General features: G+C 51.4%; 20 protein-coding genes. 12 read left to right on the plus strand and 8 right to left on the minus strand.

What is annotated here, in order from left to right; genetic code table 11:
• Positions 1 to 3: 3 nt before the first annotated feature.
• From ttcA to nifJ, 5 genes are all read right to left on the minus strand, one after another.
• Positions 4 to 939, minus strand: a complete 936-nt coding sequence (ttcA, locus tag OGV38_RS15240) for a tRNA 2-thiocytidine(32) synthetase TtcA (RefSeq protein WP_016156617.1) — start codon at positions 937 to 939, stop codon at positions 4 to 6.
• Positions 940 to 1,137: 198 nt separating this feature from the next.
• Positions 1,138 to 1,572: a universal stress protein UspF gene (gene uspF / locus OGV38_RS15245; RefSeq protein WP_016153190.1), complete on the minus strand. Its 435-nt coding sequence runs from the start codon at positions 1,570 to 1,572 to the stop codon at positions 1,138 to 1,140.
• 81 nt (positions 1,573 to 1,653) lie between these two features.
• Positions 1,654 to 1,866 carry a KTSC domain-containing protein gene (locus OGV38_RS15250; protein WP_016153189.1) on the minus strand — a complete coding sequence of 71 codons (213 nt, stop codon included), beginning with the start codon at positions 1,864 to 1,866 and terminating at the stop codon, positions 1,654 to 1,656.
• Positions 1,867 to 2,011: 145 nt separating this feature from the next.
• Positions 2,012 to 3,145: a porin OmpC gene (gene ompC / locus OGV38_RS15255; RefSeq protein ID WP_065554417.1), complete on the minus strand. Its 1,134-nt coding sequence runs from the start codon at positions 3,143 to 3,145 to the stop codon at positions 2,012 to 2,014.
• A gap of 368 nt (positions 3,146 to 3,513) precedes the next feature.
• Positions 3,514 to 7,038 carry a pyruvate:ferredoxin (flavodoxin) oxidoreductase gene (nifJ, locus tag OGV38_RS15260; protein WP_137379715.1) on the minus strand — a complete coding sequence of 1,175 codons (3,525 nt, stop codon included), beginning with the start codon at positions 7,036 to 7,038 and terminating at the stop codon, positions 3,514 to 3,516.
• A 274-nt stretch (positions 7,039 to 7,312) separates the two neighbouring features.
• Between nifJ and OGV38_RS15265 the strand changes: the two genes are divergently transcribed.
• Complete coding sequence (locus tag OGV38_RS15265) at positions 7,313 to 7,579, plus strand: putative hemolysin (RefSeq protein ID WP_003020360.1); 267 nt, start codon at positions 7,313 to 7,315, stop codon at positions 7,577 to 7,579.
• A 13-nt stretch (positions 7,580 to 7,592) separates the two neighbouring features.
• Here the strand turns inward: OGV38_RS15265 and hslJ are convergent, their stop codons facing one another.
• Together hslJ and OGV38_RS15275 are read right to left on the minus strand one after the other, a co-directional pair.
• Positions 7,593 to 8,012, minus strand: coding sequence for a heat shock protein HslJ (gene hslJ / locus OGV38_RS15270; RefSeq protein WP_016153186.1), 420 nt, complete (start codon positions 8,010 to 8,012; stop codon positions 7,593 to 7,595).
• Positions 8,013 to 8,124: 112 nt separating this feature from the next.
• Positions 8,125 to 9,114, minus strand: coding sequence for a 2-hydroxyacid dehydrogenase (locus OGV38_RS15275; protein ID WP_003833196.1), 990 nt, complete (start codon positions 9,112 to 9,114; stop codon positions 8,125 to 8,127).
• Positions 9,115 to 9,804: 690 nt separating this feature from the next.
• Here OGV38_RS15275 and OGV38_RS15280 point away from each other — a divergent pair.
• The 4 genes from OGV38_RS15280 to OGV38_RS15295 all read left to right on the plus strand — a co-directional run bounded on the left by OGV38_RS15280 (position 9,805) and on the right by OGV38_RS15295 (position 13,276).
• The gene (locus OGV38_RS15280) at positions 9,805 to 12,444 is read left to right on the plus strand and encodes a YdbH family protein (RefSeq protein ID WP_104652043.1); all 2,640 of its coding nucleotides are present in this window, start codon (positions 9,805 to 9,807) and stop codon (positions 12,442 to 12,444) included.
• Entirely contained in the window at positions 12,441 to 12,632 is a 192-nt protein-coding gene (locus OGV38_RS15285) for a YnbE family lipoprotein (protein ID WP_016156612.1), read from the plus strand. Before OGV38_RS15280 ends, OGV38_RS15285 begins: the two co-directional genes overlap by 4 nt.
• A 7-nt stretch (positions 12,633 to 12,639) precedes the next feature.
• Positions 12,640 to 12,963 (plus strand): YdbL family probable chaperone protein, encoded by a 324-nt coding sequence (locus OGV38_RS15290; RefSeq protein WP_049041608.1) that lies wholly within the window; start codon positions 12,640 to 12,642, stop codon positions 12,961 to 12,963.
• Between the two features lie 127 nt (positions 12,964 to 13,090).
• Positions 13,091 to 13,276, plus strand: coding sequence for a hypothetical protein (locus OGV38_RS15295; protein ID WP_016153181.1), 186 nt, complete (start codon positions 13,091 to 13,093; stop codon positions 13,274 to 13,276).
• A 43-nt stretch (positions 13,277 to 13,319) separates the two neighbouring features.
• On the opposite strand, the gene azoR is transcribed toward OGV38_RS15295, so the two are convergent.
• Positions 13,320 to 13,925, minus strand: a complete 606-nt coding sequence (gene azoR, locus OGV38_RS15300) for an FMN-dependent NADH-azoreductase (RefSeq protein WP_006684422.1) — start codon at positions 13,923 to 13,925, stop codon at positions 13,320 to 13,322.
• A 201-nt stretch (positions 13,926 to 14,126) separates the two neighbouring features.
• Here azoR and hrpA point away from each other — a divergent pair, with 201 nt between their 5' ends.
• From hrpA to OGV38_RS15335, 7 genes are all read left to right on the plus strand, one after another.
• Positions 14,127 to 18,029 carry an ATP-dependent RNA helicase HrpA gene (gene hrpA, locus OGV38_RS15305; protein ID WP_131350849.1) on the plus strand — a complete coding sequence of 1,301 codons (3,903 nt, stop codon included), beginning with the start codon at positions 14,127 to 14,129 and terminating at the stop codon, positions 18,027 to 18,029.
• Positions 18,030 to 18,114: 85 nt separating this feature from the next.
• Positions 18,115 to 18,906, plus strand: coding sequence for a YdcF family protein (locus OGV38_RS15310; RefSeq protein ID WP_286473860.1), 792 nt, complete (start codon positions 18,115 to 18,117; stop codon positions 18,904 to 18,906).
• Positions 18,907 to 19,105: 199 nt separating this feature from the next.
• Positions 19,106 to 20,545 (plus strand): aldehyde dehydrogenase, encoded by a 1,440-nt coding sequence (gene aldA / locus OGV38_RS15315; protein WP_016153178.1) that lies wholly within the window; start codon positions 19,106 to 19,108, stop codon positions 20,543 to 20,545.
• A 149-nt stretch (positions 20,546 to 20,694) separates the two neighbouring features.
• On the plus strand, positions 20,695 to 21,225 hold the full coding sequence (cybB, locus tag OGV38_RS15320) for a cytochrome b561 (RefSeq protein ID WP_019076843.1): 531 nt from the start codon (positions 20,695 to 20,697) through the stop codon (positions 21,223 to 21,225).
• A 171-nt stretch (positions 21,226 to 21,396) separates the two neighbouring features.
• Positions 21,397 to 21,816: a translesion error-prone DNA polymerase V autoproteolytic subunit gene (locus OGV38_RS15325; protein ID WP_016153176.1), complete on the plus strand. Its 420-nt coding sequence runs from the start codon at positions 21,397 to 21,399 to the stop codon at positions 21,814 to 21,816.
• A 2-nt stretch (positions 21,817 to 21,818) separates the two neighbouring features.
• Positions 21,819 to 23,087, plus strand: a complete 1,269-nt coding sequence (locus OGV38_RS15330; RefSeq protein ID WP_155574294.1) for a Y-family DNA polymerase — start codon at positions 21,819 to 21,821, stop codon at positions 23,085 to 23,087.
• Positions 23,088 to 23,475: 388 nt separating this feature from the next.
• A protein-coding gene (locus tag OGV38_RS15335) for an IS3 family transposase (protein WP_117086587.1) occupies positions 23,476 to 24,683 on the plus strand; the annotation gives its coding sequence in 2 pieces (ribosomal slippage) (positions 23,476 to 23,797 and positions 23,797 to 24,683; 1,209 coding nt in all).
• Positions 24,684 to 24,720 lie beyond the last annotated feature (37 nt).

Consider the following 24,720-nt stretch of genomic DNA (forward strand, 5'->3'; position numbering starts at 1 on the left):
GACTTACTTCACTTCCACGACGTTCAGGCGCAGCTCATCCAGTTGAGCATCATCTTCTTCTGGCTGCCACCCCGCAGGCTGCAACGGGATCTCTTCACGATCGAACGCTAAATCACCGCCGTCCACAACCTCTGAACCGTGCCTGATGCCTTTAAAATCGAACAGATTGATATCGCTCAGATGTGAAGGTACAACGTTCTGCATTGCGCTGAACATGGTTTCAATACGCCCTGGATAGCGTTTGTCCCAGTCGCGCAGCATATCGGCAATGACCTGACGCTGCAGGTTAGGCTGTGAGCCGCACAGATTACATGGAATAATCGGGAAACCTTTCGCTTCGGAGAAACGCTCGATATCTTTCTCACGGCAGTAAGCCAGCGGACGGATAACGATATGTTTACCGTCATCGCTCATCAACTTCGGCGGCATACCTTTCATCTTCCCGCCGTAGAACATGTTTAAAAACAGCGTTTGCAGGATGTCGTCGCGATGGTGACCGAGCGCAATCTTGGTGGCGCCTAACTCAGTTGCCGTGCGGTACAGAATGCCGCGACGCAGGCGAGAACAGAGCGAGCAGGTCGTTTTGCCTTCAGGGATTTTATCTTTGACGATCCCGTAGGTGTTTTCTTCGACAATCTTATACTCCACGCCCAGTTGTTCCAGATATTCCGGCAGAATATGCTCCGGGAAGCCAGGTTGTTTCTGATCGAGGTTAACCGCAACTAAGGAAAAACTGATCGGGGCGCTTTGCTGCAAATTACGCAAGATCTCCAGCATGGTATAGCTGTCTTTCCCCCCGGAAAGGCACACCATAATGCGATCGCCGTCTTCGATCATATTGAAGTCGGCAATGGCTTCGCCCACGTTACGGCGCAGACGTTTTTGCAATTTGTTCAGGTTGTATTGTTCTTTCTTGCTAATATCTTGATTTTGCGACATTTAATAGAGGCTCAATTCATAGTGTGGCATCAGAAGAGTATGCATCACGCCGGATAGTCCGGCAAAAGAAGTCTGATATAAAAACTGTGGCGTGTATGGTACGGATAAGCGGGAAAAATGTCAGCACATTTAGGACAGGAATCGTGGGGTATAAGAGGTAGAAACAAAAAGCCCGCAGCGATGTGCGGGCCAGACAGCTTAGCGGACTACCAGTACCGAACACTCCGCATGACGCACCACGGCTGCGGCGTTAGACCCCAGCAGGTAGGTAGTGATGTCAGGTCGATGTGAGGCAATAATGACCATATCAGCCGGTAATTTTTTGGCCATCTCCAGAATCTTATCTTTTGGCGCACCTTCTGTGACATGAACGTGCACTCTGTCCGTTGGGATATTGAACTTCTTGATAATCTCTTCCAGTTGAGATTTTGCTTCGGCTTTCAGATCTTCCATGGCCGGTAACTCTGCCGAGTAGGCCAATCCCAGGGAAGCATAATAGGGCAGTGACGGAATTACGGTCAAAAAATGAACCTGTGCATCGTCAATTTTTGCCTCTGCTTCAACATGGGCAATAACACGTTGAGTTAATTCTGAGTCTGAAATATCGATGGGTACAAGAATCGTTCTGTTCATAAAACCTCCTGTTTAAGTATCCACCCAAAGCTTACCGCGTAATGGCACTTTATGTACAATGACAAAGATCACATTTTGGCATCACTTTATTTTTATTTCAGGAAACTTCCCTTTTATTACTCCATCGTAAAATCGACCTTTAGAAACGACGCTCAGGAAATCACGAAAAATACGAGCAGGGACATGCTGATATTGCAGAGTAGACAACTGGTGAAAGCGAATTTCTAGCGTGCGGGAGGATTCGTCATAGCCGACGGATGCAATACGGGATGATTTTACAGGATGATGATTCATTGCAGGTATCCTCTACTACAGGTCTTAATGCAAGATATCATCTATCAAAGATGTGTTTTAGCGCAACAGATATAATGTTTTGATCTGGATAAAACAGAATTGTTAGAACATAAAGAGAGCCCGCTGTTGCCAGCGGGCTGACGGATTAGAACTGGTAAACCATACCCAGTGCTACTACGTCATCGGTAGAGATGTCGTTTTGGCTGTAGAAGTTTTTATCTTCATCCAGCAGGTTGATTTTGTAATCAACATAGGTGGAGAAGTTTTTGTTGAAGTAGTAAGTAGCGCCAACGGATGCATATTTCACCAGATCCTGGTCGCCATCAGATCCGTTTACACCCAGATCCTTACCTTTAGACATCAGGAAAGAAACTTCCGGACGCAGACCGAAGTCGAACTGGTATTGCGCAGTCACTTCAAAGTTCTGAGTTTTGTTGGCAATCGTATTATCACTACCGTTTGAGCCACCATAAGGGGTCATGTTGCGGGTTTCGGAGTACATGGTTGCCAGGTAGATGTTGTTCGCGTCGTATTTCAGACCGACTGTCCACGCGTCAGCTTTATCACCGCCCGCGGTAGAATTGTTAACCTGCTCGTTAGTACGGTCAGAAGAAGTGTATGCTGCACCGAAGCTTACACCCATACCCAAATCGTAGGTCGAGGAGATACCGAAGCCGTCACCGTTGGAGTTCTTCATGTTACGATCGTCGCCACCGTTATTGGTACCTTCCTGCTCTGGTGACTGATTTTCGTTCGCGCCCTGGTACTGCAACGCCACGTTCAGACCGTCAACCAGACCAAAGAAGTCGGTATTACGGTAGGTCGCCACGCCGTTCGCACGACCGGTCATGAAGTTGTCTGCTTTGGTGTAAGAGTCGCCACCGAATTCCGGCAGCATATCAGTCCAGCCTTCAACGTCGTACATTACGCCGTAGTTACGGCCGTAGTCGAATGAGCCGTAGTCGCCGACTTTAATACCTGCGAATGCCAGACGAGTCCAGGAGTCGCCTTTATCACCTTCGGTGCCGTTAGCTTGAACCTGATATTCCCACTGGCCATAACCGGTGATCATATCGTTAACCTGAGTTTCGCCTTTGAAGCCCATACGCATATAAGTCTGATCGCCATCACTGTTAGCGTCATCAGAGAAATAATGCAGGCCGTCTACTTTGCCATAGAGATCTAATTTGTTGCCGTCTTTATTATAAACTTCAGCAGCGTGAGCAGCGCCTGCAGCCAGCAGGGCAGGAATTACGAGAGCCAGTACCTTTCTGTTCATTGAAATAATCCTTTAGTTTTTTTATTAACCTGTGACTACCCATGTAGGGAGTAAAAGCATGCTAAAGGAGAAGTTCCGTAAAGGGATAAATATGAATTGTTACGCCTTAAGTAAAACCTTAAAGAAATAATTCTACGGAAATGATGATAATTATGGTGAATGTATTGGTGGTAAATATATGAAATAAAAATTATACAAGTGAATTGTGTTGGGCTATTCTGCGCGTGTTATATGCCTTTATTGTCACGTTTTATTTTTCGTTGACGTATTGATAGCTATTATTAATTAGCCAGCGAATAAATTGACAAGCCCGAACAACCGTTCGGGCTTTTTTTTTTGAGTTCCAGGTTAATACTGAGATAAACGCATTACTCGGTACCGCTCTTTTCCGCTTTTCCAGCCAACTGCGCAAGGAAGTCGTAGCGTTTTTGCAGATCGGCTGCGGCGTCTTTCCAGAGCTGTTCTGCGACTTCTGGCTGTTGGGCATTCAGGCGACGGAAGCGCTGCTCGTTAAGCAATGTTTCGGCCAGGGCGTCTGACGGTGGGCGAGAGTCCAGCGCCAGCGGCAGCTTACCTTCATCTGCTCGACGTGGATCAAAGCGGTACAGCGGCCAGAACCCGGTTGCCGTGAGCTGACGCATCTGATCATGGCTTAGTGCGAGATCGTAACCATGCTCTTCACATGGGCTATAGGCGATAATCAGCGACGGACCTGGATAGGCCTCCGCTTCCTGGATAGCTTTCACCGTCTGGTTCAACTGCGCGCCCAGAGAGATTTGTGCAACATACACGTGCCCGTACATCATCATACTGACGCCAAGATCTTTGCGAGCTTTGCGCTTGCCATGCTCACCAAATTTAGTGACGGCCCCGAGCGGCGTAGCTTTCGACGCTTGTCCGCCTGTATTGGAGTAACACTGGGTATCCAGAACCAGAATATTGACGTTCTCGGTCAGGCTCAGGACGTGATCCAGGCCACCAAAACCAATATCGTAAGCCCAGCCATCACCGCCAATCAGCCAGATAGATTTCTCGACCAGCGCATCGGCATCGGTTAACAACTGCTGTGCGCCGTCGACATCTTTCAGGTGCTGGCGCAGTGCTGCAACTTGCTCACGGCGCACCTCTGGCGTAGCTTCAGCGTGCAGGGCGTCATTCAGTTCAGCCGGAATGTTATCGGCAAACTGTTCCACTAAACGCATGACGCGTACACGGTGCTGATCCACCGTCAGGCGGAAGCCCAGCCCAAACTCGGCGTTATCCTCAAACAGGGAGTTTGCCCACGCAGGCCCGCGACCATTGGCGTCGGTAGTATAAGGCGTTGAGGGCAGGTTACCGCCATAAATTGATGAACAGCCGGTCGCATTGGCGATCAGCATGCGGTCGCCGTACAACTGCGTAAGCAATTTGATATACGGCGTTTCACCACAGCCAGAGCAGGCCCCAGAGTACTCAAACAGCGGTGTTATCAACTGCGAGGTACGAATATCAATGCGTTCCAGTTTAGTGCGATCGATTTCCGGCAGATTGAGGAAGTAGTCATAGTTAACTTTTTCTTCTTCCACGTGCTCAAGGCGCGACATCATATTGATGGCCTTGATCTCCGGGTTCTGGCGATCTTTCGCCGGGCATACTTCGACGCACAGATTACACCCGGTGCAATCCTCTGGCGCAACCTGCAGGACATATTTCTGACCGCGCATATCGCGTGATTTCACATCCAGAGAATGCAGGCTGGCAGGGGCATTTTCCATCGCTTCTGGTGAAACCACTTTGGCGCGGATAGCCGAGTGCGGGCAAGCGGCTACGCAGTGGTTACACTGGGTACACAGCTCTTCTTTCCAGATGGGGATCTCTTCGGCGATATTGCGTTTTTCCCAACGCGTGGTGCCCATCGGCCAGGTGCCGTCTGGCGGCAGCGCTGAAACGGGGAGAGCATCGCCCAGACCGGCGAGCATTGCCGCGGTGACGGTTTTCACGAAATCAGGTGCGGCATCAGAAACCACCGGTGGGCGATTAGCGCTATGTGAGTCAACCGGCTGAAGCGCCACTTCGGCGACGGATTCACGCGCCAGGGCCAGCGCCTGCCAGTTACGTTCAACCAGATCCTGTCCTTTACTGCTATAGCTTTTCGCAATCGCACCCTGCAATTCAGCCAGAGCGCTGTCGCCTGGTAAGATTTGCGTCAGATGGAAGAACGCCATCTGCATAACGGTGTTAATACGTGCAGCCAGACCGCATTCGCGGGCAATTTTGGCCGCATTAATCACGTAGAAACGCGCTTTCTTCTGATTCAGAACAGCCTGAACTTCCTGCGGCAGACGTGTCCAGACTTCATCCACACTGTACGGGGTATTAAGCAGGAATATACCGCCAGGTTTCAGGCGCTCAGCCATCTGATACTTATCGATAAATTGCAACTGGTGACAACCAACAAAATCGGCTTGCGACACCAGATACGCTGAGCGAATAGGTTGTTCACTAACGCGCAGGTGAGAAACCGTCAGACCGCCTGCTTTTTTCGAGTCATAGACGAAATAACCCTGCGCATACCACGGCGTAGAGTTACCGATAATCTTGATGTTGTTTTTGGTGGCCGACACGCTACCGTCACTGCCCAGCCCGTAAAACAGTGCCTCGAGCTTCGCGGTACCGGGCAGAGTGTTTTCCGGTAACGGTAGCGACAGGTTGGTGACATCATCATAGATACCGACCGTAAAGCGAGATTTCGGCTTCGCGCTACTCAGCTCATTAAAGACCGCCATGACGCAGTCCGGGCCAAACTCTTTGGAAGAAAGGCCATAACGCCCGCCAATCACGCGCGGTAGCGTTTCTCGTTCGCCGCAGTTAAAGGCTTCCGCCAGCGCGGTCATTACATCCAGATACAACGGTTCAGCTTGCGCGCCGGGCTCTTTGGTGCGATCCAGGACGGCGATGCTCCGTACCGTTTCCGGCAGGGCGCGCAGTAAATGTCTGGCAGAGAATGGGCGGAACAGACGCACTTTCAGAACGCCTACTTTCTCGCCGCGTGCCAGCAGCTCTTCGACGACTTCTTCACTGGTTCCAATCGCCGAGCCCATCAAAATAATGACGCGTTCTGCCTGCGGATGACCGTAGTATTCAAATGGCTGGTACTGACGGCCCGTCGCAGCAGCGAAATCGTTCATCGCCTGTTCTACGTGATCGTAAACCGCGTTGTACCACGGGTTTGTTGCTTCGCGTGACTGGAAGTAGGTGTCCGGGTTCGCAGACGTACCGCGAATAACCGGATGCTCCGGGTTGAGCGCGCGCGCGCGATGAGCATCGATTTCCGCCTGCGGCATCAGCCCGAGGATTGTGTCATCGGCCAGCGGCACTATTTTATTGATTTCATGCGATGTGCGGAAACCATCAAAGAAATGAATAAACGGGACCCGGCTTTTCAGGGTGGCCATTTGCGAAATTAGCGCAAAGTCTTGTGCTTCCTGAACGCTGCTGGCGCACAGCATTGCGCATCCCGTCTGGCGCACCGCCATCACGTCGGAATGATCGCCAAAGATGGATAATGCGTGAGTGGCAATCGTACGCGCCGCAACGTGCAGCACAAACGGAGTCAACTGACCGGCCAGTTTGTACAGCGTCGGGATCATCAGCAACAGGCCCTGCGATGAAGTAAACGACGTAGAGAGCGCACCGGTCTGCAACGCGCCGTGAACGGTCGCTATCGCACCGCCTTCCGACTGCATTTCTACGACACGAGGGGTATCCCCCCACACGTTTTTAAGCCCGTTCCCGGCCCAGGCATCCGCCTGTTCAGCCATCGTCGAACTGGGCGTAATCGGGTAGATGGCGATAACCTCGCTGGTACGAAATGCGACCGAAGCAACCGCACCATTACCGTCAATTGTGATCATACTGACACCCTTACATTGCGCAAAAAAAGGGACACGCGTAACAGCGGCGAATCCTGTAGTTATCCTTTTAGTTTAGCAAAAGCGCTAAAGACAGATTTTCGCTTTTGTGTCCCTCGAATAAACAGAATGAATGGTTTGATCAAAGGAGCAGCCAAAAAATTGCCAGAAAATGTAAACAGTGCGCATAAATGCGCATATTGCCTCTCGACGGCGGTGTTTCCGCTGCCTATTATTTATGGCTGTGTCGTTTGGTTAATATTCAGAGGGGAGTAAGATGCGCGCAGCGTTTTGGGTAGGGTGTGCCGCGTTATTATTATCGGCTTGTAGTAGTGAACCTGTTCAGCAGGCAACCGCCGCGCATGTCGCACCGGGGATGAAGGCCGCAATGTCCAGTTCTGGAGAAGCTAATTGCGCCATGATTGGTGGTTCGCTCTCCGTTGCCCGTCAGCTGGATGGTTCAGCTATCGGAATGTGTGCGTTACCCAACGGCAAACGCTGTAGTGAGCAGTCGCTTGCCGCCGGAAGCTGTGGCAACTATTAAGCCACCGCGTTTCCTACATTAAATCCGCGAGTTTATACGTCAGCGTTTGTTCTGCTGTCGCCAGTGTTAACTGGTCAGCAGTCAGATCGACCTGTGCGCCTTGCTTAAACATGTCGCTGACGATCCCGTCGAGCGCGTTAAGCTGCGGATCGGCGCACATCATGCGGGTCATCGCCATATCTTTAACCTTCAACTCGCCGTCGGACAGTTTGCCCTGACCGTGGAATTGATTACACATCTTTCCCGATACCGTCATGTTTTCGCCAAAACTCAATTCGGGTGGGTTATTAGCGACGGTGACGGCTTTACCATTCACGCTCTGCAAAACGAAGCGGTGATGCTGCAACTGTTCGCGATTGACGGAAACTTTTCCATTGCTCACACAGCCAGCCATCAGCATGCTGAGCGCAATCAACGTGACAACTTTTTTCATTCAATTTCTCTACGTTTGTGACGGGAATACATTCAATATAATAATGATACTGAAGATTTTAGCATCGGTGATTATCTGAAAATGCCCCCCTGAATCCAGGGGAGCACAGGGATTAGAAGAGGGCGTTTGGACAGGTTTCGCCTTTGGAGATCTGTGCCAGATTTTGCAGTGTGGTCTCAGAAATGCTGGTCAATGCTTCGGCAGTCAGGAACGCCTGGTGACCGGTGAACAGCACGTTATGACAGGCCGACAGGCGGCGGAACACATCATCCTGAATCACGTCATTGGATTTATCTTCAAAGAACAGGTCGCGTTCGTTTTCATACACGTCCATACCCAGAGAACCAATTTTCTGGTTTTTCAGCGCATCGATAGCGGCTTGTGAATCGATCAATGCCCCACGGCTGGTGTTAATAACCATCACGCCATTTTTCATTTGCTCAAAGGCTTCGTGATTGAGCAGGTGATAATTCTCCGGCGTTAACGGACAGTGCAGGGAGATGACATCGGACTCCGCGAACAGCGTTTTAAGATCGACATATTCAACGCCTAACTCCAGTGCGGCAGCGCTTGGATAGGGATCAAACGCCAGCAGGCGCATCCCAAAACCTTTCAGGATCCGCAGTGCCGCAATCCCAATCTTACCGGTACCGATCACCCCAGCCGTTTTGCCATACATGGTAAAGCCGGTCAGCCCCTCAAGAGAGAAGTTGGCATCACGAGTACGCTGATAGGCGCGGTGAATACGGCGATTCAACGTCATCATCATGCCAATCGCATGTTCAGCGACGGCTTCCGGTGAATAGGCTGGCACACGGACGACCTGCAGGCCGAGCTCTTTTGCCGCGTCGAGATCGACGTTATTGAAGCCGGCGCAACGCAGCGCAATATATTTCACGCCATGCTTTTTCAGCTCTTCCAGAACCGGGCGGCTGCCATCGTCGTTGACGAAGATACAGACGGCTTCACAGCCATGGGCTGTTTTGGCTGTTTTCTCCGTCAGCAGAAAGTCAAAGAATTCAAGTTCAAAACCAAAAGCCTCGTTAACCTGCTGCAGATACTTCTTGTCGTACTGTTTTGTACTATAGATGGCGAGTTTCATAAGACTTTCTCCAGTGATTTTGACGTCACATTAATCCAATTCAAATTATTTTACAAAATCTAAAAAGTTATTGATAGTCATAGGCGTAATGAATAATTTCAGCGCATCTGTTGTTAGTGTGGGCAGGTTACTCAATTTCAACAACTGGATATTTTTCCGTCCAACTCAATACCCGTAATCGATGCAGGTAAAAAGCCAGCCGAATCACATCCAGACAGCTACGCTTATACAGGTAGCAAATATCGGGAGGGGTCATGTTAACTCACTCTGAAGCAAAGCGATGGGCCACCTTAATGCTTAAGGCGGCATTATGTGATGGTATGAAACCTGAGGAGATTTCCCGGCAGGTACATCTGGTCTGCGATCATCATGGTAGGGAGTGCCTCGAAGAGCTCATTGAGGAAATTCTGATAGAAGCTGGTCGTTTAGGACCTAAACATAGCGATGGAGAACTGAGGCCTCATTGAGTCTGAGTTCTTTATATTCCCGACGGCACGTGTAACAGCGTGCCATATAAAATAACGCACTATCTTATTGAATTGATTATTATTTTATTAATTCTCGTTGATTGATAAATAGTGCATATACTTCATGGGAATTTATTCTTAATGTGGGCATATCCTGTTAAACATGCCACAATACTGGCCTAAACCGGCTTAAATTTTCGCTAAATCAGGATATTAACTACCCATGAAGGGTAAATATAAAGCCGCTCTGGCACTTCTCTTATTATTGATTCTCGTGCCGCTGACGTTGGTCATGACGCTTGGCCTGTGGGTTCCTACGCTGGTGGGCGTCTGGTTACCTGTTGGCACGCGCATCGCGCTGGATGAGAGCCCACGGTTGACACGGCATGGGCTGCATATCCCGGAACTCCGCTATCTGGTCGATGATTGCCCGCTAGCGCGCATTACTCAGGCCGATCTTTCCCATCCCAGCCGCTGGTTGCTCAATGTCGGGACAATTGAGCTGGATTCCGCTTGCCTGGCTAAATTACCGCAGACAGAAGCGTCTCCGGCAGCGCCCAAAACGCTGGCTGAATGGCAATCGATGCTGCCCAATACCTGGATTAACATCGACAAAGTTATTCTCTCCCCCTGGCAGGAGTGGCAGGGAAAACTGTCTCTCTCGCTAACGCCATCGACCCAGCAACTGCGCTACCAGGGTGAAAAAGTGAAATTCCAGGGGCGTCTGCACGGGCAAAATCTCACGGTAAATGAGCTGGATATAGCCGCGTTTGAAGGGCAACCGCCGGTAAAACTGGTCGGTGAATTTACCATGCCACTGGTTCCTGATGGACTACCGGTGAGCGGTCATGCGGTTGCTACTCTGAGCTTGCCGCAGGAGCCCTCACTGGTGGACGCCGAACTGGAGTGGCAAGAAAACAGCGGACAACTGATCGTTATGGCGCGGGACAATGCCGATCCGTTGCTCGATCTTCCGTGGGAAATAACCCGTCAGCAATTAACCATCAGCGACGGTCGCTGGAACTGGCCTTATCAGGGATTCCCGCTCAGCGGGCGGTTGGGCATGAAAGTTGAAAACTGGCAGGCCGGGCTGGAAAATGCGGTGGTGAGCGGGCGTCTGAACATATTGACCCAAGGCGATGCAGGTAAAGGAAACGCCGTATTAACGCTGGGGCCGGGTAAGCTGGGTGTGGATAGTAGTGATATGCCGTTACAGTTGATAGGCGAGGCGAAACAGGGTGACCTGATCTTCTACGCCAAATTACCCGCCAGACTCACCGGAAGCCTGAACGACCCGCAGCTTACTTTCGAGCCAGGAGCGCTGCTGCGTTCGCGTGGACGGGTGATTGACTCGCTGGATATTGACGAAATTCGCTGGCCGCTGGCGGGCGTAAAAGTAACACAGCGCGGCGTAGATGGCCGTCTGCAGGCTATATTGCGCGCGCATGAAAACCAGATGGGCGGTTTTGAATTGCATCTGGATGGTCTGGCAAATGATTTTCTCCCTGACGCGGGTCGCTGGCAGTGGCGGTACTGGGGCAAAGGCAGCTTTACGCCAATGCATGCGCGTTGGGACGTGGCGGGTAAGGGCGAATGGCATGACAACACCCTGAAGCTTTTTGATCTCTCCACCGGATTTGACCACCTGCAATACGGCACCATGAAGGTGGAAACCCCACGCCTGGTGATGGACGAGCCGATCGTCTGGGTACGGGATGCCAACAAACCGACTTTTAGCGGCGCGCTGTCGCTGGACGCAGGGAACACCACTTTTACCGGGGGGAGCGTGTTACCGCCGTCAACCCTGAAGTTCAGCGTGGAAGGCACCGACCCGACGATTTTCCAGTTTAAAGGCCAGCTTCACGCGGGCGCGATAGGTCCAGTACAGGTAAATGGACGTTGGGACGGGATCCGCCTGCGCGGACAGGCCTGGTGGCCAAAACAATCGCTCACCGTATTCCAACCTCTCATCCCACCAGACTGGAAAATGAAGCTACGTGAAGGTGAACTGTATGCGCAGGTTGCGTTTTCGGCTGCCCCGGAACAGGGCTTTGAAGCGGGCGGCCATGGGGTATTAAAAGGCGGTAGCGCCTGGATGCCCGATAACCAAATTAATGGCGTCGATTTTGTGTTGCCTTTCCGGTTTAGTGAAGGCGCATGGCAACTGGGTACGCGTGGACCTATTTCACTGCGTATTGCGGAAGTGGTAAATCAGGTGACGGTGAAAAATATCGCCGCCGATCTACAGGGGGCGTATCCCTGGAGTGAAGACAATCCGTTACTGTTAAGCGATGTCAGCGCCGAACTGCTGGGGGGCAAAGTCATCATGCAACAACTGCGGATGCCGCAGCACGATCCGGCATTATTACGGGTGCAGAATATCTCTTCCAGCGAGCTTATCAGCGCGGTTAATCCCAAGCAATTCGCTATGTCTGGCCCGGTCAGCGGTGCGTTGCCGTTATGGCTGGATAACGAAAAGTGGATCATTAAAGACGGCTGGCTGACCAACCCGGGGCCTATGACGCTGCGTATTGATAAAGACACGGCGGATGCCGTCGTCAAAGATAATATGGCAGCCGGTGCGGCCATTAACTGGCTGCGCTATATGGAAATAAGCCATTCCTGGACGAAAATAAATTTGGATAATCTCGGTGTCTTAACCATGCAGGCAACCGTAACTGGCAATAGCCGGGTGGATGGCAAAGTGGGGACGGTTAATTTGAATTACACCCATGAGGAAAACGTCTTTACGCTATGGCGTAGTTTGCGTTTTGGCGACAATTTACAGGCATGGCTTGAACAAAATGCAGCGCTGCCGGAATCCCATTGCCCGGAAGGCAAGGAATGTGAGGAACAACAATGAAAACGATAGCTGCCATGCTGGGTCTGCTGGCTTCATCTCTGCTGATCGGGTGCACACCCAGAATCGAAGTGGCTGCGCCTAAAGAGCCGATCACTATTAATATGAACGTCAAAATCGAGCATGAGATCCATATCAAAGTCGATAAAGACGTTGAGAGCTTATTAAAATCGCGCAGCGATTTGTTCTGAGGTCACGATGAAAAAACAGCTTGCAGTGATCCTGGTGGCATTGAGTTTATTCAGTGGCAATGTGTGGGCATTGACCTTGAATGAAGCCAGATCCCAGGGGCGGGTGGGCGAAACGCTTAATGGTTATCTGGTGGCATTGCAAACCGACGCCGAAACGCAGGCGCTGGTGAGTGAGATTAATAAAGCACGCAGCGCCAGCTATCAGCAACTGGCTGAGAGCAATAACATTCCTCCAGATGAAGTGGCGAAAATGGCCGGACAAAAGCTGGTCGCTCGGGCTAAACCAGGGGAGTACGTCCAGGGCATCAATGGTAAGTGGTTGAGAAAATAATAAATCTTCTCTGCACACAACCAGAGAGGCACGACGCTGACTTATTCATCGACATCGCAATAGTTGCCACACGGCATCAAACTGAGGCTGATATAGTTCAACACCGGTCGCGTTGCGGAGTGAAATCATGTGGCTTTTCAAGTGGTATGTCTGGAATCGTTGGATATTCAAGCTGTTAAGCCGGGATGTTGCCGAGCCAGAACAATTTTTGCTGCATTGCTGGGAAGAAAATCTGGCGAAGTGCAGAGATTATGCAACCATCTGGCGCGATATTAACCGCATTCACGGCAAACAGGTGCAGGTAAAGAAGTAAATGCTGGAGAAACCCTCCCACCGGATGGTGAGAGGGTGAATTATCAGGCAGCGACGACGCTGTCGATAGCGGCTTTCGCATCGGACTGCGCTTTGGACGCCACTTCCGGGCCGTACGCAATGCCTTCAGCAAAGACGACGTTCACGTCGGTGATGCCAATAAAGCCCAGGAATACGTTCAGATACGGCGTGATCAGGTCGGTCGGCGTATCTTTATGGATACCACCACGACTGGTCAACACGACTGCGCGTTTACCCGTCACCAGACCTTCCGGACCTTTCTCGGTATAACGGAAAGTCACACCTGCACGGGCAATCAGATCGAAATAGTTTTTCAGCTGGGTTGGGATGTTGAAGTTATACATCGGCGCGGCGATAACAATCACATCATGCGCTTTCAGCTCAGCAATCAGCTCATCGGACAACGCCAGCGCTTCCTGCTGACGCGGTGTCAGCGGTGCATCGCTCGGGCGCAGCGCACCCACCAGTTCGCCATCCAGTACCGGAACAGGATTTGCAGCCAGGTCACGGACGGTGATTTCATCAGCGGAGTGCTTTTCACGCCACTGTTCAACAAAATAATCAGACAACTGACCAGACTGAGAGTACCCTGCCAGAATACTGGATTTAAGAACTAATACCTTGCTCATGGGTGTTTCCTTTTATGTGTTTGAAGGGGGGGTGCCCCGTTGCTTGTTGACACTTTATTCACAATCCTGTCGCAGTGATAGCGCAATATATCGAATCCTATGTTCGAAATTATTGAACAACACATGAAAAGCGCTGATGTGGTACTCTATACCTATCATCTAAAAGAGATTTAACCCGGCAGAGCACTGCCTTTTAACGCTATGACAGAACAACAAAAATTAACCTTCAACATGTTGCAGCAACAGCTGGATTCACTGATGCTGCGTGACAGACAGCGTTTTGCCCGCCGCCTGCATGGCGTGAAGAAGGTTAAAAATCCTGATGCACAACAGGCCATTTACCAGGAGATGGCAAAAGAGATTGATCACGCTGCAGGTAAAGTTGTGCTGCGTGAAGCCGCGCGTCCGGTCATCAGCTACCCGGAAAACCTGCCCGTCAGTCAGAAAAAACAGGATATTCTGGAAGCGATCCGCGATAACCAGGTGGTGATTGTCGCTGGGGAAACGGGATCAGGGAAAACCACTCAGTTACCCAAAATCTGTATGGAGCTCGGGCGCGGGGTAAAAGGGCTGATCGGCCATACCCAGCCGCGTCGTCTGGCGGCGCGTACCGTGGCGAACCGTATTGCAGAAGAGCTGCAAACCGAGCCGGGCGGTTGTATCGGTTATAAAGTCCGTTTTAGCGATCATGTCAGCGACAACACCATGGTTAAGCTGATGACGGACGGTATCTTGCTGGCGGAAATCCAGCAGGATCGGCTGCTGATGCAGTACGACACCATCATCATCGATGAAGCGCATGAGCGCAGCCTGAATATCGATTTTCTGCTCGGCTATCTGAAAGAGCTTCTGCCGCGCCGTCCGGATCTAAAAATTATCATCACTTCGGCAACCATCGATCCGGAGCGTTTTTCAAAGCATTTCAATAATGCACCAATTATCGAAGTCTCTGGTCGAACCTATCCGGTGGAAGTTCGCTATCGTCCAATTGTTGAAGACGCAGATGACACCGAGCGTGACCAATTGCAGGCAATTTTTGATGCCGTAGATGAGTTAGGCCGTGAAAGTCAGGGCGACATTTTGATCTTCATGAGCGGCGAGCGCGAAATCCGCGATACCGCCGATGCGCTGAATAAGCTGGATTTGCGCCATACCGAAGTGCTACCGCTGTATGCGCGTCTTTCCAACAGCGAGCAGAACCGTGTGTTCCAGTCGCACAGCGGTCGCCGTATCGTGCTGGCGACCAACGTGGCGGAAACCTCGCTGACCGTTCCGGGGATCAAGTATGTGATTGATCCGGGTACTGCGCGTATCAGCCGTTACAGTTACCGCACCAAAGTTCAGCGCTTGCCGATTGAACCGGTGTCACAGGCCTCTGCCAACCAGCGTAAAGGCCGTTGCGGTCGTGTTTCGGAGGGGATCTGTATTCGTCTGTATTCTGAAGACGATTTCCTGTCGCGCCCGGAGTTTACCGACCCGGAGATCCTGCGTACCAACCTGGCGTCCGTTATTTTGCAGATGACCGCCTTGGGGCTGGGCGATATCGCGGCGTTTCCGTTTGTTGAAGCGCCGGATAAACGTAACATTCAGGACGGTGTACGCCTGCTCGAAGAACTGGGGGCGATAACCACCGACGAACAGGCAACCGCTTACAAACTGACGCCATTGGGCCGTCAGCTCTCGCAATTGCCGGTGGATCCACGTCTGGCGCGCATGGTGCTGGAAGCGCAAAAACATGGCTGTGTACGTGAGGCGATGATTATCACCTCGGCGCTGTCTATTCAGGATCCGCGCGAGCGCCCGATGGACAAGCAGCAGGCCTCCGACGAGAAGCATCGCCGTTTCCACGACAAAGAGTCTGATTTCCTCGCATTTGTGAATCTGTGGAACTATCTCGGCGAGCAGCAGAAAGCGCTGTCGTCAAACCAGTTCCGTCGTCAGTGCAAACTTGATTTTCTGAACTACCTGCGCGTGCGTGAATGGCAGGATATCTACACGCAACTGCGTCAGGTGGTGAAAGAGTTAGGGATTCCTGTTAACAGCGAACCCGCTGAATACAGAGAGATCCACGTCGCGTTGCTGACCGGTTTACTGTCACATATCGGGATGAAAGATGCCGATAAACAGGAATTTACCGGGGCGCGTAACGCTCGCTTCTCGATCTTCCCAGGCTCTGGTCTATTTAAAAAACCGCCGAAGTGGACGATGGTAGCGGAGCTGGTGGAAACCAGCCGCCTGTGGGGACGTATTGCTGCACGCATCGATCCTGAGTGGGTCGAACCGGTTGCCCAGCATCTGATCAAACGTTCATACAGTGAACCGCACTGGGAACGTGCGCAGGGCGCAGTGATGGCAACAGAAAAGGTTACCGTCTACGGTTTACCGATTGTTGCAGCTCGTAAGGTGAACTACAGCCAGATCGATCCCGCGTTGTCGCGTGAACTGTTCATCCGCCATGCTCTGGTGGAAGGCGACTGGCAAACGCGCCATGCGTTTTTCCGTGACAATTTGAAGTTACGCGCAGAGGTGGAAGAGTTAGAGCACAAATCGCGCCGTCGCGACATTCTGGTTGATGATGAGACGCTATTTGAGTTTTACGACCAACGCATCAGCCATGATGTAGTCTCCGCGCGTCACTTTGACAGCTGGTGGAAAAAGATCAGCCGTGAAACGCCGGATCTGCTCAACTTTGAAAAGAGCATGCTCATCAAAGAGGGTGCGGAAAAAATCAGTAAGCTGGATTACCCGAACTTCTGGCATCAGGGCAATCTCAAACTACGGTTAAGTTACCAGTTCGAACCCGGAGCCGATGCGGACGGTGTGACCGTACATATTCCGCTCCCGCTGCTCAATCAGATCGAAGAGAGCGGTTTTGAATGGCAAATTCCGGGGCTGCGCCGTGAACTGGTTATCGCCCTGATTAAGTCTCTGCCGAAACCGGTACGACGCAACTTTGTGCCCGCGCCGAACTATGCGGAAGCGTTTTTAGGCCGCGTGACGCCGCTGGAACTGCCGCTGCTGGACTCGCTGGAGCGTGAACTGCGCCGCATGACCGGCGTGACCGTTGACCGTGAAGACTGGCATTGGGATCAGGTGCCCGATCACCTAAAAATCACCTTCCGGGTAGTGGATGATAAGAACAAAAAGCTGCAGGAAGGACGTTCGCTGCAGGATCTGAAAGACGCACTGAAGGGTAAAGTTCAGGAAACATTGTCTGCGGTGGCGGATGACGGTATCGAACAGAGCGGGTTGCACATCTGGAGCTTCGGTCAGCTTCCGGAGAGTTACGAGCAAAAACGCGGTAACTATAAGGTCAAAGCCTGGCCAGCGCTGGTGGATGAGCGTGATAGCGTTGCCATCAAACTGTTTGATAACCCGCTGGAGCAACAGCAGGCGATGTGGTGCGGTTTACGCCGCCTGTTGTTACTGAATATTCCTTCACCAATCAAATATTTGCATGAGAAACTGCCCAACAAAGCCAAGCTGGGGCTGTATTTTAACCCGTACGGTAAAGTGCTGGATTTGATTGACGACTGTATATCCTGTGGTGTGGATCAACTGATCGACGCCAACGGTGGTCCGGTGTGGACCGAAGAAGGCTTTGCGGCGCTGCATGAGAAAGTGCGGGCTGAACTGAACGATACGGTGGTGGATATTGCTAAGCAGGTCGAACAGATCCTGACCGCGGTGTTTAATATCAACAAACGTCTGAAAGGGCGCGTGGATATGACCATGGCGCTGGGGCTTGCGGATATCAAATCGCAGATGGGCGGGCTGGTGTACCGTGGATTTGTTACCGGCAATGGTTTCAAGCGTCTGGGCGATACGCTGCGTTATTTGCAGGCTATCGAAAAGCGTCTGGAAAAACTGGCTATCGATCCGCATCGTGACCGTGCGCAGATGCTGAAAGTGGATAGCGTGCAGCAGGCCTGGCAGCAGTGGTTCAATAAACTACCTCCCGCGCGCCGTGAAGATGACGATGTCAAAGAGATTCGCTGGATGATAGAAGAGCTGCGCGTCAGCTATTTTGCCCAGCAGCTTGGTACGCCGTATCCGATTTCCGATAAACGTATTTTGCAGGCGATGGAGCAGATTTCGGGATAAATCGGTACCAGACAGCATACCGGGTAAGGTGACGTCACCGCCCGGTATGCAACCCGATAAAGTATTAAGATCAGGAGTCATGAGTATGAGCCAGTTTCCGACACTTTCCGCAACCACGCTTGCGGCGATCAATACCGTTGGGCGATGGTTGACGCAGAATGATTTTACGGGGAATATCACCGTTCGGTCAGATTGCGTGATTCTGGCAGGGAACGCGGTTATTCCGACCATCGATGCCGCCTGCCGGATCGCGAAAGAGCAACAGGTTCCCTTGTTGATTAGCGGTGGCATCGGTCACTCCACACGATTTCTGTATGACGCGATTGCAGAGCATCCTCGTTACAACATCATTCGTACCACCGGGCGCGCGGAAGCGGCGATCCTTGCCGATATCGCACATCAGTTCTGGCAAATCCCGGGTGAGAAGATTTGGGTGGAAGACCAGTCAACAAACTGCGGTGAGAATGCCCGTTTTAGCTGTGCATTATTGAATCAGGCGACGGAAAGTATTCATACCGTCATTGTGGTACAGGATCCCACTATGCAACGTCGCACGATGGCAACCTTTCAGCGCGTAACCCGCGATGAGCCGCATGCGCCGCGCTGGTTGAGTTTCCCTGGATTCATCCCTGAGCTGGCCCAACAGCAAGACGGCGTGGATTTTGTGCCAGCAGCAGAAGGTTTGTGGTCAGTGGATCGCTATCTGTCTCTCATAACCGGTGAACTTCCTCGCCTGCGTGATGATGCCACCGGTTATGGGCCGTGCGGCCGCGATTTTATCGCCCATGTTGATATTCCTCAGAACGTTGAGCAAGCCTGGCAGCAGTTGCAAAATGACATCGTGCTGACTGACTTACTGGAGAGCCGCTCTCTGTAATTCCTGTTGCCCGTTTGTCGGCGTTTTGCGGCAAACGGGCAAAAATCACACCTGTTTTTTCCCTTCATCATCACTTTGCCAGACGCTTTTATGAAGCCGCTCACAGAACAGCCACTCCAGCCATAATACGACCTGCATGATTGATATTAATTAACAATAGTTTTACTTGTTAAAAACAAATCAATCACAGGAGAGCCGCATGTCAGTACCCGTACAACATCCTATGTATATCGATGGGCAGTTTGTGACCTGGCACGATGATGCCTGGATTGATGTCGTCAATCCTGCCACGGAAGAGGTGATCTCACGTATTCCCGATGGACGTGCCGAGGATGCGTGTAAAGCGATCGATGCTGCACAGCGCGCTCAGCCGCAATGGGAAGCGCTGCCTGCCATTGAACGGGCGAACTGGTTACGCAAAATTTCTGCGGGTATCCGTCAGCGAGCCAGTGAAATCAGCGCCCTGATTGTGGCGGAGGGGGGAAAAATACAGCAACTGGCTGAGGTCGAAGTCTCGTTTACCGCCGACTATATCGATTATATGGCGGAGTGGGCGCGTCGCTATGAAGGCGAGATCCTGCAAAGCGATCGTCCGGGCGAGAATATTCTGCTGTTTAAGCGCGCTTTGGGCGTGACTACGGGCATTCTGCCGTGGAACTTTCCATTTTTCCTGATTGCCCGCAAACTGGCTCCCGCACTGTTGACGGGTAATACCATTGTCATTAAGCCGAGTGAATTTACACCGAATAACGCCATCGCCTTTGCCAAAATTGTTGATGATATTGGCTTGCCGCGCGGCGTATTTAATCTGGTACTGGGACGTGGTGAAACGGTCGGTCAGGCGCTAGCCGCAAACCCGAAGGTGGCCATGGTGAGCATGACCGGTAGCGTCGGGGCGGGTGAGAAAATTATGGCTGCGGCGGCTAAAAATATCACCAAAGTTTGTCTGGAGTTGGGCGGCAAGGCCCCGGCTATCGTGATGGATGATGCCGATCTTGAACTGGCCGTAAAGGCAATTGTTGACTCGCGGGTGATCAACACCGGACAGGTATGCAACTGTGCCGAGCGCGTGTACGTTCAGAAAGGTATTTATGACCAATTCGTCAATCGTCTGGGTGAGGCGATGAAAGCCGTGCAGTTTGGTAATCCGGCTGAGCGCAATGATATTGCGATGGGGCCGCTGATTAACGCCGCTGCGCTGGAGCGTGTAGAGCAGAAAGTTGCACGAGCGGTGCAGGAAGGCGCCAGAGTGGTGCTGGGCGGTAAGGCCGTTTCCGGCAAAGGGTATTACTATCCACCGACGTTACTGTTAGACGTGCGCCAGGAGATGGCGATTATGCACGAGGAGACGTTTGGTCCGGTGCTGCCGGTGGTAGCGTTTGATACGCTGGAACAGGCGCTGACGATGGCCAATGACAGCGATTACGGTCTGACCTCATCGATCTATACGCAGAATCTGAATACGGCGATGAAGGCGATCAAAGGGCTGAAGTTTGGCGAAACCTATATTAATCGTGAAAACTTCGAGGCGATGCAGGGCTTTCATGCTGGCTGGCGCAAGTCCGGGATTGGCGGGGCTGACGGTAAACACGGTCTGAACGAATATCTGCAAACGCAGGTGGTGTATCTGCAGTCCTAAGTTTTCGCCGGGTGAGCCTGTACGCCACCCGGCGCAATTCTCACACTTTGCTGGCGATCCATAAGAATAAGCCGAGTGAGCAAAAGTTAATGAATTTTTAACAAAAGCCCGTTATGGTGACGCATTATTGTTTTTATTCAGGAAGTGTTATGGGGAATAAGTATTCTGGCCTGCAAATTGGCATTCACTGGCTGGTCTTTTTGTTGGTCATTGTGGCCTACAGCGCTATGGAGTTTCGCGGATTTTTCCCGCGCAGCTATCGTCCCTTATTTAACATGGTGCACGTATCCTGTGGCATCACTATTTTAACGCTGATGGTGGCGCGTCTGCTGGTCAGGCTAAAATATCCGGCACCGCCGATTGTGCCAAAACCGAAGCCGATGATGACCGGAATGGCGCATCTGGGGCATCTGGTTATCTATCTGCTGTTTATTGTTCTGCCGATTATTGGACTGGTGATGATGTACAACCGGGGTAACCCGTGGATTGCATTCGGCATCGTTATGCCGCATGCGGCAGAGGCCAATTTTGATGTAGTGGATATGCTGAAGTCCTGGCACGTGACGCTGGCAAATCTGGGCTATTTTGTTATTGCTCTGCATGCCGCTGCGGCCCTGATGCACCACTATTTCTGGAAGGACAATACGCTGCTGCGCATGATGCCGCGAAAACGCTCCTGATGTAATGCCCCGCAAATGTGGGGTATTTTTTTAGCCGATTATTTTTCCAGACATCATAAAAACTTACCGACAAGATGGTTAAACAACGTCCAGTTCATCACACTCGCTACTTGATTGCTGCTCTTATTAAAACTACTGTATATAAATACAGTAAATGAGAGGCAGATTATTATGTTGTTTTTCCAGCCTGCGGAACGCCGCGAAATTAAACACTTTCCGTTATTTAGCGATCTTGTGCCCTGCGGTTTTCCATCTCCTGCGCAGGACTACGTTGAGAAACGTATCGACCTCAATGACCTGCTGGTACGGCATCCCAGCGCAACCTATTTTGTTAAATCATCTGGCGACTCTATGAGGGGAGCAGGGATCGGCGAGGGTGATTTACTGATTGTCGACAGCGCCAGAAAACCTGCCCATGGAGACATCGTTATTGCCGCCGTTGAGGGCGAATTCACCGTTAAACGCCTGCAATTACATCCGGTTGTGATGCTGAAGCCAGAGAACAGCGCCTACGCGCCGATCATGATTAGCAGCGAGGACACGCTGGATATATTTGGCGTGGTGACATTTATCATTAAAGCTGCGGGCTGATGATGTTTGCACTGGTGGATGTTAACGCGTTTTATGCCAGTTGTGAGTCGGCATTCCGGCCTGATCTGAAAGGGAAGCCCGTTGTCGTTCTTTCAAATAACGATGGCTGCGTTATTGCCAGTAGCGTAGAGGCAAAGGCGCTTGGCGTTAATATGGGCGCTCCGTACTTCAAACAGAAAGATCTGTTCAGGCGCTATGGCGTGTTCTGTTTTAGTTCGAACTACGAACTGTATGCGGATATGAGCAGCAGGGTGATGTCGATTCTGGAGGAGTTGTCGCCACGCGTGGAGATATACAGTATTGATGAAGCCTTTTGTGATTTAACGGGCGTGCGAAACTGCAGGGATCTTACGGATTTTGGTCAGGAAATCAGAGCAACTATTTTGCAGAAAACACGTCTCACGGTTGGGGTCGGCATCGCTCAGACCAAAACCCTGGCCAAACTGGCGAACCATGCGGCCAAAAAGTGGCAGGAACAGACGGGCGGAGTCGTGGATCTCTCAAATATTGAACGCCAGCGTAAGCTGATGGCAGCACTCCCGGTTGATGAAGTCTGGGGCATCGGACGCCGTATCGGCAAAAAACTGGACGTTATGGGTATTAAAACGGTTCTCGACCTGGCGGATACCGATATTCGCTTCATTCGTAAACATTTCAGCGTCGTGCTTGAGCGAACCGTCCGGGAATTGCGCGGTGAGCCTTGTCTGGCGCTGGAAGAGTTTGCGCCGGATAAGCAGGAAATTATCTGCTCAAGATCGTTTGGTGAAAAACTCACGGATTACAACGCCATGAGAGAGGCCATTTGCACCTATGCTTCACGTGCTGCGGAAAAGCTGCGCAGAGAACACCAGTACTGCCGGTTTATTTCTACGTTTATCAAAACCAGTCCGTTTGCCCTGAATGAACCTTATTACGGTAACAGCGCATCGATAAAACTGCTGACGCCAACTCAGGATAGCCGGGACATTATTACAGCAGCCACGCGCAGCCTGGACGCCGTTTGGCGAGAGGGGCTACGTTATCAAAAAGCGGGCGTTATGCTGGGGGATTTTTTTAGCTCTGGCGTTGCACAGCTGAATCTTTTTGATAATAACGTCCCGCGGCGTAACAGCGATAAATTGATGGACCTACTGGATACTCTTAATGCTGAACAGGGGAAAGGAACGCTCTACTTTGCCGGGCAAGGGATACAGCAGCCGTGGGCGATGAAGCGAGACATGCTTTCACCACGTTATACAACGAGATACAGTGATTTGCTGCGGGTAAATTGATAGCCAAACAAGGCTTCCGCCCACCTTATTTATACCGGATCAATTATCCTTTCAATGACAGGACGTTGTAAAGTGCCAACGATTCCATAACCTTGGATACCTTTCCAGCGCGGCTAAATTAGCGCTCCTTTAATACTTCGATAAGATACAAAGTTGATATTCAAAAAGTTGGATTGTTGTGAACTCAGGAGTAGGATTATTTCTATCTGATAGAACCAGTTATCGAACTGGCTTATACGAGTTGTTTGTTTTTCACTTACGAAAAGGTGGTGCTGGTAATGAGTACATTCATCATTCTGATGTAGCCCCCTGAAACACCGGACAGTAGCTGTATCTCCAGATAAGAGATAGGCTTGAATATATGTCTAACACTAACGCCAATTTTGAGATGACCGGGATCCTGTTAGGGCAAGAAGTCCGTAAACGTAAAACTCCTCAGGAGAAGATCGCCATTATCCAGCAGACGATGGAGCCGGGTATGAATGTCTCCCATGTCGCCCGCCTGCATGGTATCCAGCCCAGCCTGCTGTTTAAGTGGAAGAAGCAATATCAGGAAGGCAGCCTCACCGCCGTTGCGGCTGGAGAGGAAGTCGTTCCTGCTTCTGAGCTTACTGCTGCTCTGAAGCAGGTCCGGGAGCTTCAGCGCCTTCTGGGCAAGAAGACGATGGAAGTTGAGATCCTGAAAGAAGCCGTGGAGTACGGTCAGTCGCGAAAATGGATAGCGCACGCGCCCTTGTTGCCAAAGGACGGGGAATAGCCATGGTCTGCCGGACCATGGGCGTGTCGCGTGCGCAACTGTCACTGCGGATTAACCGTTCTGCCGACTGGCAGGACAGGCGCTGTAACCGGCGTAATGAAGAAGCAGACGCAGAAATACTGTCGGCTATCCTCAACATTATCAGCGATATGCCGAGTTATGGTTATCGACGCGTGTGGGGCATCCTGCGCAAGCAACGTCGCACAGAGGGACAGCTACCTGTGAATGCCAAACGGCTTTACAGGATAATGCGTGAGCATAACCTGTTGTTGTTGCATCACAAACCAGAGCGACCGAAGCGTGAACATAAGGGCAAGATAGCGGTGGCAGAAAGCGATATGCGCTGGTGTTCAGATGGCTTCGAGTTCGGCTGCGACAACGGCGAAAAACTGCGGGTAACGTTCGCGCTGGACTGCTGCGACCGTGAGGCCATAGACTGGGCAGCAAGCACGGGAGGCTATGACAGTTCGACCGTGCAGGATGTGATGCTGAGGTCGGTGGAAAAGCGCTTCGGCGACAGGTTGCCCGACACAGCGGTGCAGTGGCTGACGGATAACGGTTCAGCGTATACCGCGTATGAAACGCGGAGGTTCGCGAGAGAGCTGAATCTGGAGCCCTGCACAACAGCGGTGAGCAGCCCGCAGAGTAATGGCATGGCCGAACGGTTCGTGAAAACGATGAAAGAAGACTATATCGCGTTCATGCCAAAACCGGATGTGAGAACAGCACTGCGAAACCTTGCAGTAGCGTTCACGCATTACAATGAAAACCACCCGCACAGCGCGCTGGGATATCACTCCCCGAGGGAATACCGGCGGCAGCGGACATCGTTAACTTAAGATACAAAAGCTGTTCGGAGATGGAGGGTCAAGATCA

It is taken from the genome of Citrobacter sp. Cb080, assembly GCF_030334745.1.
GTDB classification, from domain to species: Bacteria; Pseudomonadota; Gammaproteobacteria; order Enterobacterales; family Enterobacteriaceae; genus Citrobacter; species Citrobacter braakii.